Origin of the sequence: Nonomuraea sp. ZG12 (assembly GCF_052068115.1) — a bacterium.
GTDB lineage: Bacteria > Actinomycetota > Actinomycetes > Streptosporangiales > Streptosporangiaceae > Nonomuraea.
This window is the reverse complement of sequence record NZ_JBQHCW010000002.1, coordinates 730,143-745,637: the sequence shown is the minus strand read 5'-3', so window position 1 is coordinate 745,637 and position 15,495 is coordinate 730,143. Positions and strand designations below refer to the sequence as shown.

At 71.4% G+C, this 15,495-nt stretch carries 10 protein-coding genes; 4 read left to right on the top strand and 6 right to left on the bottom strand.

What is annotated here, in order from left to right:
* The first annotated feature begins 8 nt into the window (after positions 1–8).
* Together ACTMTF_RS10500 and ACTMTF_RS10495 are read left to right on the top strand one after the other, a co-directional pair.
* Positions 9–2,768: a ComEC/Rec2 family competence protein gene (locus tag ACTMTF_RS10500; RefSeq protein WP_441110421.1), complete on the top strand. Its 2,760-nt coding sequence runs from the start codon at positions 9–11 to the stop codon at positions 2,766–2,768.
* Positions 2,769–3,478: 710 nt separating this feature from the next.
* Complete coding sequence (locus tag ACTMTF_RS10495) at positions 3,479–4,531, top strand: hypothetical protein (RefSeq protein WP_441110420.1); 1,053 nt, start codon at positions 3,479–3,481, stop codon at positions 4,529–4,531.
* On the opposite strand, the gene ACTMTF_RS10490 is transcribed toward ACTMTF_RS10495, so the two are convergent.
* Together ACTMTF_RS10490 and ACTMTF_RS10485 are read right to left on the bottom strand one after the other, a co-directional pair.
* On the bottom strand, positions 4,515–5,057 hold the full coding sequence (locus ACTMTF_RS10490; RefSeq protein WP_441110419.1) for a hypothetical protein: 543 nt from the start codon (positions 5,055–5,057) through the stop codon (positions 4,515–4,517). The genes ACTMTF_RS10495 and ACTMTF_RS10490 overlap by 17 nt on opposite strands.
* 413 nt (positions 5,058–5,470) lie before the next feature.
* Entirely contained in the window at positions 5,471–6,370 is a 900-nt protein-coding gene (locus ACTMTF_RS10485; protein ID WP_441110418.1) for an alpha/beta hydrolase family protein, read from the bottom strand.
* Between the two features lie 116 nt (positions 6,371–6,486).
* Between ACTMTF_RS10485 and ACTMTF_RS10480 the strand changes: the two genes are divergently transcribed.
* Positions 6,487–7,065: a TetR/AcrR family transcriptional regulator gene (locus ACTMTF_RS10480; protein WP_441110417.1), complete on the top strand. Its 579-nt coding sequence runs from the start codon at positions 6,487–6,489 to the stop codon at positions 7,063–7,065.
* A gap of 106 nt (positions 7,066–7,171) precedes the next feature.
* Complete coding sequence (gene holA, locus ACTMTF_RS10475) at positions 7,172–8,143, top strand: DNA polymerase III subunit delta (RefSeq protein WP_397009359.1); 972 nt, start codon at positions 7,172–7,174, stop codon at positions 8,141–8,143.
* Positions 8,144–8,161: 18 nt separating this feature from the next.
* Here the strand turns inward: holA and ACTMTF_RS10470 are convergent, their stop codons facing one another.
* Genes ACTMTF_RS10470 through ACTMTF_RS10455 form a run of 4 tightly spaced genes read right to left on the bottom strand, consistent with a single transcriptional unit; the run spans position 8,162 to position 15,474 of the window.
* Positions 8,162–8,860: an ABC transporter ATP-binding protein gene (locus ACTMTF_RS10470; protein ID WP_441110416.1), complete on the bottom strand. Its 699-nt coding sequence runs from the start codon at positions 8,858–8,860 to the stop codon at positions 8,162–8,164.
* The gene (locus ACTMTF_RS10465; RefSeq protein WP_441110415.1) at positions 8,850–9,773 is read right to left on the bottom strand and encodes an ABC transporter ATP-binding protein; all 924 of its coding nucleotides are present in this window, start codon (positions 9,771–9,773) and stop codon (positions 8,850–8,852) included. Before ACTMTF_RS10465 ends, ACTMTF_RS10470 begins: the two co-directional genes overlap by 11 nt.
* On the bottom strand, positions 9,770–12,373 hold the full coding sequence (locus ACTMTF_RS10460) for a hypothetical protein (protein WP_441110414.1): 2,604 nt from the start codon (positions 12,371–12,373) through the stop codon (positions 9,770–9,772). Before ACTMTF_RS10460 ends, ACTMTF_RS10465 begins: the two co-directional genes overlap by 4 nt.
* Positions 12,370–15,474, bottom strand: coding sequence for an FtsX-like permease family protein (locus ACTMTF_RS10455; protein ID WP_441110413.1), 3,105 nt, complete (start codon positions 15,472–15,474; stop codon positions 12,370–12,372). The genes ACTMTF_RS10460 and ACTMTF_RS10455 overlap by 4 nt, the downstream gene beginning before the upstream one ends.
* Positions 15,475–15,495 lie beyond the last annotated feature (21 nt).

Below are 15,495 nucleotides of genomic sequence, written 5' to 3'. Positions count from 1 at the left end.
CCATCGTCTTGGGACGCGTCTGGCCGCTCACCTTCCCCGCCCTGGCGGCCTGGGCCAGTGCTCTCATCCTCCTGGGCTGCCCAGCCACGGTCGGCGCGACGGTGTCGGCCCTGGCCGCTGCCGCCGCCGGCTTCGCCGCATGGCCGGCCCGCTCGTCTTCCCACCGCAACGTGACGATCGCCGTCCTGGTGTGCGTAGCGGCGACGGCCGCCTCGATCGCCCTCCGCGTCCACGCGGTCACCACAGGCCCGACGGCCGCACTGGCAGCCAGGGGCGCCACCGTCACCGCCGAGATCACCCTGACGAGCGACCCCAAGATCAGGCGCTCCAAGACCGCCTACTTCACCCGCGACAGCGTCATAGCCGAGGCCACTCTGGAATCACTCCGAACCGGACGCCAACGCATGGCCGTACACACCCCGATCGTCGTGTTCGCCAACGGCTCCGAGTGGCGTGACCTCCTGCCCAGCCAGCGCCTGCGCGTATCGGGCCGCCTGTCCGCACCCACCTCGGGCCACCTGACAGCCGCCGTCCTCCTGGTCCGAGGGCCACCTCGAATCCTCACGCCGCCTTCGTGGATCCAGACCGCAGCGGGCGCTTTCAGGCAAGGCCTCCGCAGAGCCGCCGACGTCCTTCCCCCGGACCAGCGCGGCCTCCTCCCCGCCCTGGTAGTAGGAGACGTCTCCCGCATAGACCAGCAGGTGAACTCCAACCTCCAGGAAGCAGGCCTAAGCCACCTGAATGCCGTAAGCGGCGCAAACCTAGCAATCGTCGCGGGAGCCGCCCTCGCTCTCTCCCGCCTCGCCGGCCTGCCCCTAGCCCCCCGAGCCGCCTTCGCAGCCCTCGCCATGCTCGCCTTCGCCATCGTGGCCAGACCCTCGCCCAGCGTCCTACGAGCCCTCCTCATGGGCCTGGTGGCGGCCGCCGCCCTCGGCACCGGCCGAGCCAAGGACGGCATGGCGGCCCTGTCGGTGACCGTCCTCCTGCTGATCCTCTTCGCCCCCGAACTGGCCCGCTCCTACGGCTTCGCCCTATCGGTAACCGCCACCGCCGGCATCCTCCTCCTAGCCCCACGCTGGCGCACCCGCCTCACGGGCTCCGCCCCCACCCCTTCGGACAACGACGCCCCCACCCCAGACATCCCCCCTTCGCCCTCACCCCGAGCCACCCGCCTGCCGATTTCCGACTCCGCACCCCCGAGCAACGGCACTCCCGCGCCAGACATGGTCCCTTCGCCCTCATACCGGCGCACCCGCCTGCCGGGTTCGGACCCGACAATCCCGGGCAACGGCACTCCTGCCGCCGCAGGCACTGTTCCCCCGGCTCCATGCTGGCGCGCCCGCCTGCCGGGTTCCGTCCCCACACCCTCGATCGGCGGCATTCCCGCGCCAGGCAGCGTCCCGTCGGGTTCACGCTGGCGCGCCCGCCCGACGGGCTTCGACCCCACCGACACCTCCTCCACAGCCAGCACGCCTGTGGAGGCGCGCGTGACGGCATCGGGAAAGCCGGTGGGAGAGACGGGGAGACGCCTGCGGCTGCCCCGGTGGGCGGCGGAAGCCGTGGCGGTGCCTGCGGCGGCGCAGGCCGCCGTCACGCCGGTGCTGGTGCTCATGTCGGGCCAGGTGAGCCTCATAGCCGTCCCGGCCAACCTGCTCGCAGGCGTGGCCGTGGCCCCTGCGACCCTGCTCGGATTCGTCGCCGCACTGATCGCGCCCTTCTGGCCCGAGGCCGCCCAGGTCCTGGTGATCCCGGCGGGGTACGCGGTGGGCTGGATCATCATGGTGGCCCAGTGGGCCGCGAACGTGCCCATGGCCAATCTCCCGTGGCCGGCGGGCCTGGCAGGGTTGGGCCTGCTGGTCGTTGTCGTGGCGGTCACGGTGCCGGTGTTGAGGCGGCGCGCGTGGCGGATGGTCACCCTGACGGTCGTGGGAGCGGCTCTCGCCGCGATGCTCGTCCTACGACCTGTCGTGGCCCCCTGGCCGCCTCCGGGGTGGCTGATGGTGATGTGTGACGTCGGCCAGGGCGACGGTCTGGTGATCGCGGCAGGTCCACAACAGGGAGTGGTCGTCGACGCGGGCCCGGACCCTTCCGTCATGGACGGCTGCCTACGCAGGATCGGCATCCGTGACGTGCCGTTGGTGATCCTCACACACCCGCACGCCGATCACGTGGACGGTCTGACGGGCGTGCTCCGGCACAGGCGCGTAGGGGCGGTCCTGACCAGCCCGTACCAGGAATCCCCGCCACCGAGTGCCCACTTCACCGCAGACCTCGCCCGCCTCCGCATCCCCACATGGACCGCACACCCGGGCACCAGATGGCGATTCGGCCCGTCGGAGCTGACGGTCCTGGCCCCCGACCCGGCGAACGCCCGAGCGGACGGACAAGGAGAGGGCAGCGCCGCCAACAACTCCAGCGTCGTGATCCACGTACGCTGGCCCACGGGATCGGCCCTCCTCAGCGGCGACATCGAGTCCGAAGCCCAGGAGGACCTGCTCCGGGGCCCCCTGCCGCAGGCCGACATCCTGAAGGTGCCCCATCACGGCTCGCCACGCCAAGTCCCCGCCTTCTTCCACGCGATCAACCCCCGCGCCGCGCTGGTCAGCGTAGGCGCGGACAACGGCTACGGTCACCCCGCCCCGAAGACACTTGCCGCGCTACGCCACCTCGGAGCCCGCATCTACCGCACCGACAAATCCGGCGACCTCGCCATCGTCGCCACGGACACCGGGCTGGCGGTGGTAGCCCGGGGTTCTCGCGCACAGTGATTTGATGGTTCCGTGTACGCCTGCTCAGCTCGACCTGACCTGGTGACCTCCTCATCGTTACGACTCGGTGGTGCCGGCGCAAGGCTCTAGAGGTGCGGTCCGCAGGGACACTGACCCTCCGTGCCGCACGCCAACCGACTACCGCGTTCTCCTGGTGTGGCTACGCTGTATCGACGCCACTCCGCCATCGAGTGCCTCCTGAGAGCCTTGTAATCATGGGGACGGCGGAAGACGATCAGCCCCTTGCCTCGTTCATGGCGACCGTGGACGTTGGCGACACCCTCGCCGGCATCGTGGCCGACGTCACGCGATCGGGGGCACCTTCCAACGTTCGGCTGGTGGGATCCGGCAGGTCGGCGACCGGGCGTCTGCCGAGGTCATCGCCGTCGACTCTCAGGGCGGGCAGGTCCTGCTCTCCCGAACAGCCGCCGAGAACCCCCAACTCTGGGCGTTCCCAAGGCATTGCGACCGGGACAGCGGTTGTTCGGCACTGTGGCGGCTATCGAGAGCTTCGACATCTTCGTCGATCTGGCCGACGGGCCGAAGCAGCCCGTCTTCCCCAGCGTCTGGCTTCATCACCATGCCCGAGCCGTCCTGGCGCAGATTCGAGGACCCGTCCGAGATCGTCTCGATGGGACAGCACATCACCTACGAAGTCCGCACATTCGATATCACCAACGGTGAGGCCGGTTCCGGCATACTCCTGCAGCATGTCGACTGCCCATATCACCCTCGACGAGTGGCTTCACTTCGACCGAAAGGCGGCTGCAGCCACGGCCGAGGCTACCGCTCAGGCCGTAGGCGGTGTCGTCACGTCCGTCCACCTGCACGAATTCGCCGGACGAACCGCCTACAACGCGATCATCGAGGTCGACGGGAGACCGTTCGCCTTCGTCCCCGGCGGACACGCTCAGCTCGGCTTTGACCCCGAATCCTGGACGCCGACCGACGAAGAGGTTCTTTCCTATCTCGGTAGCTACACAGCGTTGGATCTGTTCCCCGAGTACGCCGACCTTGAGCCGGATGACCGAGCTGAGGCCCGCGCCCGCCGGACCGACAGTACTGTCGACGGGATCCGCGAACACATCGCCGCGATCACCTCGCGCCCCCGTGCTGCGCATGTGAAGGCGTTCCTCGCCGCAGTGCACGCTGACGAGGCCGGTGTGAGTGAGGCTCCCCTCGATCACCCGATCATCACCGCGCTCATCCAGAAGTGGAAGCCTGGATACCAGGAACTCGTCGACGATCTCATCCTGCCCGAAACCGATACGGGCACCCACGGCAGAGTCCGCTTCGCCCCAGACGGAAAACCCACGGCGGCGTGGCTCGCGGCCCACACCACCTACGACACGATCACCGATGAGCTGGGACGAACCGGCCGACGTCTGCCCACTCCCAATGAATGGGAACACGCCTACGCATTCGGCGCACGAAGCCTGTTCCCCTGGGGCGATCGCATGCCGACCCGATGGCTTGAAGACGACAACACCCTGGTCATGCCCGACGGCGTCCGCGTGGCCGCAGCATCGCCGACGCTGTCTGGACTGTATATGGCCCAAAACCCCTACAAGTGGGAGTTGACCGCTGACCGCCGCGAGGTCCGCGGCGCCGACGGCGGTGGTGCCGAATGCGGTGGCGAACCCTGGTTCACCAAGTGGTTGATTCAGGCGAGTGCCTATCGCGACCCCGCACAGGGCGAATTCGCTGCGAAACGCCCGCACACCCGCGGCACCCTCGTCAGGCCTGTCATCCCGCTGGATTGATGAGGTGGTCGGCCCCCAACGGCGCGACGCCTCGAACCTCGCGGGCGAAGGCGGCGCTGGTCACAAGCAGCGCGGCCCCCGTCACATAGTTCAGGAAGGGGCCGAACCAGACGGCGTCCCAGAGGGCGAACCGGGTCGTCTCACGGCACCCGACCTCGACGACCTCGATCGCGAACGGGATCGAGAACACCACCGCGCCCACGAGAAAGAGCCCGGCCCCCGCCCACGCCGCGATCGCGCTCCACCGCCCCCTCAGCGCGATGACGGCGGCCAGAGCGAGGGCCATCACACCGGTCGGCCAGCCGTTCAGCTCCGCCGAGATTGTCGGCCAGTTGATCGCCAGGAGCCAGTCGACGTCGGTGCTCGCGTAGGGTTCGGCGCTCAAGGGACAGGTGAAACCCTCGGCCGTGAAGACGGGCCCCTCAGGGAGGTACCACCACGCTGTCCGCAGAGCGGGGGCGGCCAGCGCGGCCAAGGCGGACACGATGACCAGCCGCAGCGGGAAGAGGGGCGGTAACGGGAGCACGGCACCCCTCACATCTCATGATCAGCGAGGGCCTCAGCATAGAGCGTCGTGCGGCCTGCGACTGGAGGATGCCGGGTCGTCCGCCGCAACCCAACCGGGTGATCCCCGATGGTAGATGATCATCGATGAGGACCACGGCCGCACCCCAGCCGGTGCCCAACCCGTGCAGGCTGGCAGGTTCGGATGTCGTGCCGAGGGGGACGCGGGTGTCGGTTTCCGACGGCGTCATCAGGATCGGATAACCGGCTCGGTCCGAGGCGGAGACTTCCCAGCCAGGAGCGACTGGTGATCGGGGCTTCGGCGAGCCGCAGTAGTCGAAGGTCACGGTGAGCCGGGACCAAGCGTGCTGCGGGCGTGTGGGCAGGGCCCAATGAGCAGCTTGCGAGAGCGCGTGCACCCGGTCGGGTGGCGCGCTATTTGGAGTCGAGGTGGCCCAAGGCGCTGTCCACCGAAGCCGGCCAGGTGGCGTCCTTGAGGCCGAGGGTGTCGCGAAGGTAGGCCCAGGTGAGGCGCTGGATCAGGGCGACCCGTTCGGGGCTCTCGTCCGTCGTCTCGGTGGATTCGTAGGCGGAGATGCCACCGAGCGAGTGCTCCGCCCCGGCCAGGGTGAGCAGGCTCTTGCCGCCCGGGCTCAGGTGGTACGCGTCGGTGAACCAGTCCGGCCCCCGGAGCGACAGCGGGGAGTCGTCCTGGTCGCCTGCGACGATGAGGGCCGGGGTGGTCATGTCCGCGAAGCTCGGGCTCATGAAGGGGAAGTGCTCGGCCGCGAACGGGGACAGGTCGGCTCCTCCCGTGCCTGTCACGGTCAGCAGGACGCCGGCCTTGATCCGTGGGTCCGACATGTCCTCGCCGGGGGTGCCGTCGGCGTTGAGCACCCGGGCTCCCAGCAGGGTGCTCGCCGTCTGGGCGCCCCAGGAGTGTCCGGCCACGGCGATGCGGGTGCGGTCGAGGCGTCCGGCGAGGCCGGGGACGGACGTCTCCAGGAGGTCGAGTCGGTCGAGAACGAGCTTCAGGTCGTCGACCCGGAACTTCCAGATGAGCGGTGTACGCGGGTCGTCAGGCGGGAGGTTCAGCGTCCGCGAGTCGAGGTGGGTGGGCTGGATGACGACGAAGCCGTGGGAGGCCCAGAAGTCGGCCAGCGGGGCGTAGCCGGTCGCGGACTGGCCGAAACCGTGGGAGAAGACGATGACGGGCAGTTCGTGGCCGGTCACGGGTGCGGAGATCCGTACCCGCAGATCCTCGCCGCGATCCGGCGCTGGCAGCGCGGTCGGGTGCACCGAGACGACCGGCGTGGGCTCTGGCATTGCGTGCATGGTTGTTCCTTCGCGACTTGGCATCGGCCTGCCGGGCTGGCATCCTGTCAATACGGAACTTGGTTCCGACTGGAATATACGGAACAGTGTTCCGCTTTGCAAGACGGGAGTGGACGATGGCCGGCGCCAGTGGCGAATCGGTGGCCCCGCGGAGACGGGCTGACGCCCGGCGTAACGAGAAGGCGCTGCTGGACGCGGCCGCCTCGGTGTTCGTCGTCTCCGGCGTCGACGCCCCGGTGCGGGAGATCGCCGGCAAGGCCGGCGTCGGCGTCGGCACGATCTACCGTCACTTCCCGACACGGGCCGATCTCATCGTCGCGGTCTACCGTCACCAGGTGGAGGCGTGTGCCGAGGCAGGCCCGGCGCTGCTGGCGGAGAGCGCCACACCGCACGCCGCACTGGCGAGCTGGATCGACCTCTTCGTCGACTTCCTGGTCACCAAGCACGGCCTGGCCGAGGCGCTGCAGTCCGACCAGGAGGCGTTCCAGACGCTGCACGCCTACTTCCTGGACCACCTCGTCCCCGTCTGCGCGGACCTGCTCGACGCCGCCGCCACGGCGGGCGAGATCGTCCCCGACATGGACGCCCTCGTCCTGATGCGCGGCATCGGCAATCTGTGCATCGGGGCCGAAAGCCCTCGCTACGACGCGCGCCGCATGGTCGGGCTCGTCATCGAAGGACTGCGGCTCCGCTAGGCGTGCTGCGTGGCGGCCGGCGGCGGTCCCCGTTCCATCCGGTACGACCACACGACTCACCAGGGTGAGTTCCGGGTTGTCGGTGGGGCGTGGCATGCTGCCTGACATGGCGGGAACCGATCCAGCACCTGTGACCCTGGTGGTCGGCGACGAGGAGTTGCTGGCCGAGCGGGCGGTGGCCGCCGTCGTCGCGGCGGCGCGGGCCGGGGGAGACGGGGCGGAGGTGCACGATCTGGTCGGATCCAAGGTGACGACCGGTGAGCTGACCCAGCTGACGTCGCCCTCCCTGTTCGGGGATCGGATCGTGGTGGTGATCCGGTCGGCGCAGGATCTGGTGAAGGATGTCAGCGCCGAGGTCCTGGCCTATGCCAAGCAGCCCTCCGACGACGTCGTCCTCGTGCTGGCGCATCCGGGCGGGGCCAAGGGCAAGGCGCTGGTCGACGGGGTCAAGAAGGCCGGCGCCAAGGTGGTCACCATCACCAAGGTGACCAAGGCAGGGGATCGGCTCGACTTCGTCAAGAGTGAGGTCAAGAGGGCCGGCCGTAGCATCGCGCCGGATGCGGCTCAGGCGCTGCTCGACGCGGTGGGCAATGATCTGCGGGAGCTCGCGGCGGCCTGCAGCCAGCTGGCGTTCGACACGCAGGACAAGACCATCAACCTCAATGCGGTGGCCCGCTATCACAAGGGGCGGGCCGAGGTCACCGGGTTCAACGTGGCGGACTCGGCGGTCGAGGGGCGGCTGGGGGAGGCGCTGGAGCAGCTGCGCTGGGCGCTCGGCACCGGGGTCGCCCCGGTGCTGCTGGTGAGCGCGCTGGCCGGCGGGCTGCGGTCCATCGCCAAGGTCGGGGGCGCGCCTCGTAATCTGCGTGGTGGGCAGCTGGCCAGCCACCTGGGGATGCCGCCGTGGAAGATCGACCGGGTCAAGCGGCAGCTGAACGGCTGGGGCCCGGAAGGGCTCTCGCAGGCCATGCAGGCAGTCGCCGACGCCGACGAGCAGGTCAAGGGCGGCGGCGCCGACCCCGCCTACGCTCTCGAACACACTGTCCAGGTCATCGTGGCGAGCCGCACCGGCCGCTGACCGCCGCCGCTTCGGGGGTCAGGTCTCCTGCAGGGCGGTCTCGCGCAGGACGCCGTCGCTGATCTCCAGGACCCGGTCCGCGAGTGTGATCAGGTTCGGGTCGTGGGTGGCGACCAGGGCGGTGACGCCCTCACTGCGGACCAGGGCTCTCAGCAGGTGCATGATCTGCCGCCCGGTCTGTGAGTCGAGTTGCCCGGTCGGCTCGTCGGCGATGAGCAGGCGGGGACGGTTGGCGAGCGCGCGGGCGATGGCGACGCGCTGCCGCTGGCCGCCGGACAGCTCGTAGGGGCGCTGGTTCACGTGCTGCTCCAGGCCGACGAGGGAGAGCAGCATGCGGACGCGTTTGTCCCGTTCCGGCACGGGCGTGCGCGCCAGCCGCATGGGGACGCCGACGTTCTCGGCCGCCGACAGCACCGGGATGAGCCCGAACGACTGGAACACGAACCCCACCACGTCGCGCCGCAGCGCCAGCAGGTCGTTCTCCGCCATCGCGGTCACCTCGTGCCCGGCCACGAGCACCCGCCCCGCATCAGGCGTGTCCAGCCCGCCGATCTGGTTGAGCAGGGTGGTCTTGCCCGATCCGGACCGTCCCCGGATGGCGATCAGCTCGCCGGGGAACGCCTCGAAGGACACCTCCCTCAGGGCGACGACCTCCTGGGGGCCGCTGCGGTAGGCCTTGCGCAGTCCTTCGACGACGACCAGGGGCTCACTGTTCATCGGAGGGCTCCTCTCGTGCCGGCCATACCCCGATATGGTCGGATTCCAGCTCAAGGCGTACGCGGCGTTCCATGTCGAGGGCGTTCATGAAGTCGCGGGGGAGCTGGAGCCTGCCGACGCGGTCGAGCACGGCGTACTCCTCGGCGATGATCTGACCCTCGGCGTCCTCGCGTCTGAGCGTCTCGCTGCTGGTCCGCCCGTCACGGATGCCGACCGTGCGGTCCACCTGCTCCGACACCAGGGGGTCGTGGGTGACGACGACCACGGTCACGCCCAGCTCCCTGTTGGCCTTGCGCAGCGCGTCGAACACCTCCTCCGACGTCTCGCTGTCGAGCTCGCCGGTCGGCTCGTCGGCGAGGATGAGCTGCGGCGAGTTGGCCAGCGCGACCGCGATGGCGACGCGCTGCTGCTCGCCTCCGGACATCTCGGGCGCCTTCCGTCCGGCGCAGTAGCCGACGCCCAGCAGCTCCAGCAGCTCCGCCGCCCGGCCGCGGCGGGCCTTGCCCGCGAGCTTCATGGGCAGCTCGACGTTCTCCCGCGCCGACAGGTAGGGCAGCAGGTTGCGCGCGGTCTGCTGCCAGACGAATCCGACCACCTCGCGCCGGTAACGCAGCCGGTCCTTGGCGGTCATCGCGAGCAGGTCCATGCCCGCTACCTTGGCCAGCCCGGCGGTGGGGACGTCGAGCCCGGACAGCACGTTCAGCAGCGTCGACTTGCCCGAACCGGACGCGCCCACGATGGCGAGCAGCTCGCCCTTCTGGACGAGCAGGTCGAGCCCCTGCAAGGCGACCACCTCCACGCCCTCGGTCTTGTAGATGCGCACCAGGTTGTCGCAGATGATGTGCGCGTCGCCGCCGAAGGCGGCCTTGCGCTCGCCGGCCTGCGCCTCCAGTTCGGACAGGGTCGGGTTCAAGTCAGGTCACCCACTCTGAGTACGGCGCCGAGGCTGCGGCGGCGGCTGATGGCGGTGTGCGCGTAGGCGCCGAGCACGGCGACGACCGCGAGCCCGGCGGCCAGCGCGGTGGGCGTGACCAGGTTGAGCTCGTAGTCGCCGACGGGCAGGCCGCCCGCGTAGGCGGACAGGTCGACGCCGGGCCCGAGCGCGGCGGGCAGACTCAGGCCGAGTGCGAGGCCGGCCATTGCGGTGACGACGATCATCGGGAGGATCTCCAGCACGGTCAGCCGCTCGGCCTGCCGGTCGGACAGGCCGAGGGTGCGCAGGAACGACAGGGCCTTGGCCCGGTCGGCGGCGCCGATCACCAGCGTGATGACGACCGCGACCAGCGCGTAGCCGGCCAGCGCGACCGTCACCACGAGGAGCGTTCCGCTCACGGTGCTGGTCAGCGGGTCTTGCTGGATGGCGGCCAGCGCTCCGGCCCGGGACTCGACCCGGGCCTGCGGGACCACCCGCGCCAGCGCGCTCTCCTGAGCGTCGCCGCTGATCAGCAGGGTGTTGACCGCCGGCCGCTGGTTGACGTCGAACGGCACGACGATGAACTTGCCCTCGGTGAAGAAGCCGGGCAGCGCCGGGATCACGCCCTGGGTGGTGATCCGCAGCCGTGACTGCCAGCCGATCTCGAACGTGCCGCGCCCGCGCAGCTCCTGCGAGACCAGCGCCGGGATGCCGGAGGAGGCGGCGGGCACCGAGGGCAGGCTGATCGGCGTGCCGGTGAGCAGCTCCCGCCACCGCGCCAGGTCGACCGCGATGATCTCGGCCCGTTCGGCCGTGTGGCCGACCTGCACGGTGGCGGTCTGCGCGGGCACCACCCGCGCCACGCCGGGCACCTGGCGGACGCGCTCGACCACGTCGGCGGGCAGCTCACGCTCGGACGTGATCTTGACGGGCGCGCCCACGCTCTGCCACGCCGCCAGCCGCTGGGTGCCGGCGACCCCGCTGGAGATCACCGACGCCAACACCGACACGCCCAACGCCGGCAGCAGGATCAGCACCGGCAGCACACTGAACGAACGCGCCCTGGCGGCCCGGGTCAGCCCCAGGAAGGGCACCGCCGGCCGCATCCGGGCCGTCAGCCGTACGAGAAGCCGAAGAGGGTACGGATAGCAGCGCATGGTGATCAGCGCGGCGGCGAGCGTGAGCGCGAGCGGCACCAGCAGCAGGAACGGATCCTGCCCGTCCCGCGCCACCTGGGTGGTGAGCCCGCGCGTGCGCAGCAGGTACGCCCCGGCCAGCGCGAGGCCGATGACCAGCACCTCCAGGGTGATCCGCCGGGCGGAGGGGCGGGCGGCCACCACGTCGTCGCGCCGCTCGTGCAGCGGGGCCCGGTGCGTGACGGCCACCCGCGCGGCGGCGAACGCGACCGCCGTGCCGACCACGACGACCGGCCCCAGGTGCACGAGCGGCCCCATCGGGCCGGGGAAGAGGTACGACAGCGCGTATCCGGTCAGGGCGCCGGGCGCGACGGCGAGCCCGGTCAGCCCGGCGGCGGCCCCCGCCACCTGTGGCAACGAGCCGCCGCGCGCCCGCGTCAGGGTGAGCCCGTGGTCCATCCGCTCGGTCAGGAGCCGCACGGCCAGCACGATCACGCCGAGCGAGACCACCAGCAGCCCGCCGAGCACCAGGAACATGATGGTCTGCGCGGTGGCGAGCGCGGTCCGGAACTCGCCGAGCAGCGTCGGCAGCCCGGTGGACAGCGTGCTTCCGGCGTAGACGCCGGGCTGCAGCCTCATCAGCCGCTCGAACTCGTCCACCGCGGCGTCGTAACCGGGGACGTCCAGCGCGCCGGCCGAGCGGTGGTCGATCGGCAGGACCCACTGGTAGGAGAGGTTGCGGTCATCGCCGGAGAGCCTGGTCAGGGCGGCGTCGGGGATCAGCGCGGTGGTGTACCACTCCAGGTCCAGTTTGCCGGTCTGCTGCACCTGGCGGACGTTCAGGATGTCGCCGTTGTGGCTCCAGTAGCGGTCGGCCGCGTCCTTGGCCCTGAAGATGCCGACGATCTTGATGGCGGCGTAGTCGCTCTCACCGAGGATCTTCGTCTCGCCGAGGCCGAGCCCCATCCTGTCCCGGGCCTCGCCCACGACGCCGACCTCGAAGAGCGGGATGGTCGTCCCGCGCCAGCGCATCTGGCTCACCTCGCGCGGCGCCCTGCCCTCGACCCAGTCGACGCGCCGGTCTCCGTCGGACAGCCAGCCGAGGTTGACGAACGTCCGCCCGCCCGATGCGTACACCGGCGTGTTGTAGGTCTTGGCGCTGGCGTGGCCGGCGGGCGCGAGCAGGCCGTTGAGCGGCGCGGGCACGAGCGTGCGCAGCCGCTCGTCCTGCGCCTGGAACAGGGCCGGCTCGCGCAGGTCCTGGTCGCCGCCGTTGGATCTCAGGACCGCGGTCAGGTCCGCGTGCTGGGCGGGCGCGGTGGCCAGTGACTCGCGCAGCGCCTGGTCGAAGGCCGCCTGCATCACTCTCGGCAGGCCCGACACGAGCAGGCACGCGCTCAGCGTCAGCAGGAGCAGGACGGCCACCGCGCCGAGATGCACCCGGGCGAGCAGCAGAAGCCTCACTGGGACTCTCCCATCCGCAGCACCTGACCGAGCCCCTGTCCGGGCCCCTGTCCGCGCAGGCTGCGCGCCAGCCCGGCGACGATGGCGAACAGCACGGCGGCGACCAGCGCCAGCATGACCGCCGTCGCAGCCCACGGGATGTCGAGCAGTACGCCGGGTGTGACGGCCGACGCCTGCCCGGTCAGCACGATGTGCGGGACCACCAGGCCGCCCACGACGGCGGCGAGCGCGGTGCCCGCGACCAGGGACAGGCCGATGACGAACGCCTGCTCGACGGCGAGCAGCCCGAACACCTGCCTGAAGCTGACGCCGAGCGCGCGCAGGATGGTGAACTCGGCCATCCGCTCGCGGGCCGCCACGGCGGCGTTGACGACGAAGCCGAGGACGGCGAAGAACAGCGCGGCCGCGAAGCCGAGGATCAGCGCGCCCTGCAGGCCGCTCGCCAGCGGGTCGTCGCGCAGCTCCGTGGCGAGCCGGCGCTGGTCGACGGCGGTGACGTCCCACTGCGGGCTGCGCTTGAGTGCCGCGTGGGCGGGGCCGGTGTCACCGCCTTCGCTCGCGAGCCACCATTCGGTGGCGGGCCGGGGCGGCTGCCCCGCCGCCTGCCCGTGGGCCTGCAGCGCGGCCCAGTCGGCGAGGACGGCGGGCCGGCCGGGCTCCGTGGTGGGCATCTGGTCGACGATCCCGGCCACCTTGACGTCGATGACCCGGCGGTCGAGGTTGATCTGCCCGGTCTGACCGACCGTGAGCTTGTTCGCGGCGGCGAGATCCGCGGTCAGGACCACCGGCAGCGGGCCGGGCGCGGGGAGCGGGGCGAAGGCGGCCACGACCGGATGGGCGCCCGCCGCCCGTAGCGTGACCTCGGGCGCGCCGAGGTCACGGCCGTCGGCGCTCAGACGGGTCAGCCTGACGTTCGCCGCGCCTTTCTCCGGCGGGGTGGCGACGAAGCCGCGGACCGAGAGCGGGTAGGTGATCTTCCCGCTCCGGCCCGCCGGCGCCTTGAGGTCCACGCCGAGCCGGTCCGCACCGCGCGCGGTCAGCGGCAGCTCACGCCAGACGCCGAGCGCGTCGGAGATCTGCACGCGCAGCGGCAGCTCACGGTCCAGATGAGCCTCCACCGTGAGCGTCGCGGGCGCGCCGGGCAGCTCCAGCGCGCCGGTGCCGGCGCTGCTCGTGCCCAGCGCGCGGGCCATCTCGTCCATGGACCGCGCCGACAGGTCGGGCCGCAGCTGGAAGATCCGCGTCAGCTTGGCGGCGTCCAGGCCGAGCAGGGTGGCGGTGTCGCCGCCGACGTCGGCCTGGCCCCGGAAGGCGGGCGAGGCGGCCGTGACGCCCGGCAGCGCCGCGAACGCGCTGCCCCGGCCGAACGTGCCCAGCTCCGGTCCGTCAGGCGGACCGGACAGCCGCAGGTCCGCGCCCGCCTGATGACGTGCCTGGTCGAGCTGGGAGGTGCGCCAGGTGGAGGCCGTCGCCATGGACACGATGCCGATCGCGATCGCCATGGTCAGCAGCAGCGCGGGCCCGGCGTACCTGAGCGGGCGCCTGCTCACCTGCCACGCGCCGAGCGCGGGCGCCAGGCTCGGCCGCCTGGTGGTGAGCCGCTCGGCCAGCCTGGAGATGCGCGGGACCAGCCGCAGGCCCAGCATGCCGCCGGTGAGCAGCGCCAGCGCGGGCCCGGAGACGATGAGCGGGTCGATGCCGAGGGCGCCGCCCGCGGTGCCGGTGACGGGTGCCCCATAGTGCCGCAGCTGCCAGATGGCCAGCGCCGCCACCACCAGCAGCGCGACGTCCGCGCCCGCCCGCTCCATCAGGCCGCGCCCGCCGCCGCGACCGCGCGAGGTCTGCTCCTCGACATAGGTATGGCGGGCACCGGTCAGGGCGGGCAGCATGAGCAGCACGGCCGAGGCCAGCGCCACCGCGATCGAGACCAGGAACGTGCCCAGATCCGCCGCCGGCGCGAGCCGGACGCCGGAGGCCTCGATCCACGGCAGCGCATGGACCAGCGAGAGCAGCGGCGGCGCGAGGAACGGCGCGGCGAGCGCGCACGGGACGGCCACCAGCAGCGCCTCACCGCCCGCCAGCGTGGCCAGGCCCAGCGTGCCCGCGCCGCGCGAGCGCAGCAGCGCGACCTCCATCCGCCGGTGGTCGGCGAGCAGCCGGGCGGTCAGCATGAGCGCGTACGTCGCCAGCAGCAGCAGTTGCAGCACCGGGATCAGCATGGTGGAGCGGGCCACCAGGGAGGCGGTGTCGAGCTGGGTGAGCATGTCCGGCAGGCGCGTGACGGAGGTGCAGGCCGGGCAGCCGTTCGCCTTGAGCGCCTCGGGCAGCTCGGCCACCCCGGCGGCCAGCGGGCGCAGCCCTTCGGGCGTCAGCTTCCGCAGGTCGGGGACGGCGGTCCAGGTGGCGCTGACGTTGGTGGCGAAGCGGGCCAGGAACGTCTCGCGCGCCACCGTCAGCGGGCCGTACGTGGTGAACTCGCCCGTCTCGACGCCCCGGCCGAGCAGTTGCTCACCGGCCCACCGGTCGCCGAACGGGTCGTCGAGCTGGAAGACCCCGGTGATGCGGACCTTGACCGGCCGGCGGTCGAGGCGGCCTTCGACGGTGATCTCCCGGCCGGTCTCGAACCCGGCCGCCGACGCCGCGGACAGGGAGATCGCGGCCTCGACAGTGTCGCCTGGGCCTGTGGTGGGGCGTGGCCAGGCGCCGGAGATCAGCCTGGCGTGCTCGCCGAGGTCGTCGTAGCTGCCGAACCTGAGCAGCTCCGGCACCTCGCGGCGCTCCTGGCCGGGCATCACGTACGAGTCGGAGCGGAAGCTCGTGGAGATCTCGGCGGCGGCGCCGGTGAAGGCCGCGGCCACCTGGGATCGCACGGCCCGGTCCCGCTCCTGGAACGTCTCGGCCGTCACGGGCGCGCCGACGGTCACGGCCACCTGGCTCAGCGGCGCGGTCTCCATCGTCCGGCGCACTCCCGCCTCGGCGATGGAGGAGGCGTACATCGTCAGCGCGACCAGGGTGGTGGTGGCGAGCAGGATCGAGCAGAACGCCGCCAGCAGGAGCAACGGCTCGCTGAACGCCCGCTTGACGACCAACGGCCCCCGCATGCGACCCCCCTCAGCCCGATA

Coding starts and splice junctions, on each gene's coding strand:
- ACTMTF_RS10495 (WP_441110420.1), top strand. CDS start 3,479: ATGTCGACTGCCCATATCACCCTCGACGAGTGGCTTCACTTCGACCGA.
- ACTMTF_RS10470 (WP_441110416.1), bottom strand. CDS start 8,860: ATGAACAGTGAGCCCCTGGTCGTCGTCGAAGGACTGCGCAAGGCCTAC.
- holA (WP_397009359.1), top strand. CDS start 7,172: ATGGCGGGAACCGATCCAGCACCTGTGACCCTGGTGGTCGGCGACGAG.
- ACTMTF_RS10455 (WP_441110413.1), bottom strand. CDS start 15,474: ATGCGGGGGCCGTTGGTCGTCAAGCGGGCGTTCAGCGAGCCGTTGCTC.
- ACTMTF_RS10485 (WP_441110418.1), bottom strand. CDS start 6,370: ATGCACGCAATGCCAGAGCCCACGCCGGTCGTCTCGGTGCACCCGACC.
- ACTMTF_RS10480 (WP_441110417.1), top strand. CDS start 6,487: ATGGCCGGCGCCAGTGGCGAATCGGTGGCCCCGCGGAGACGGGCTGAC.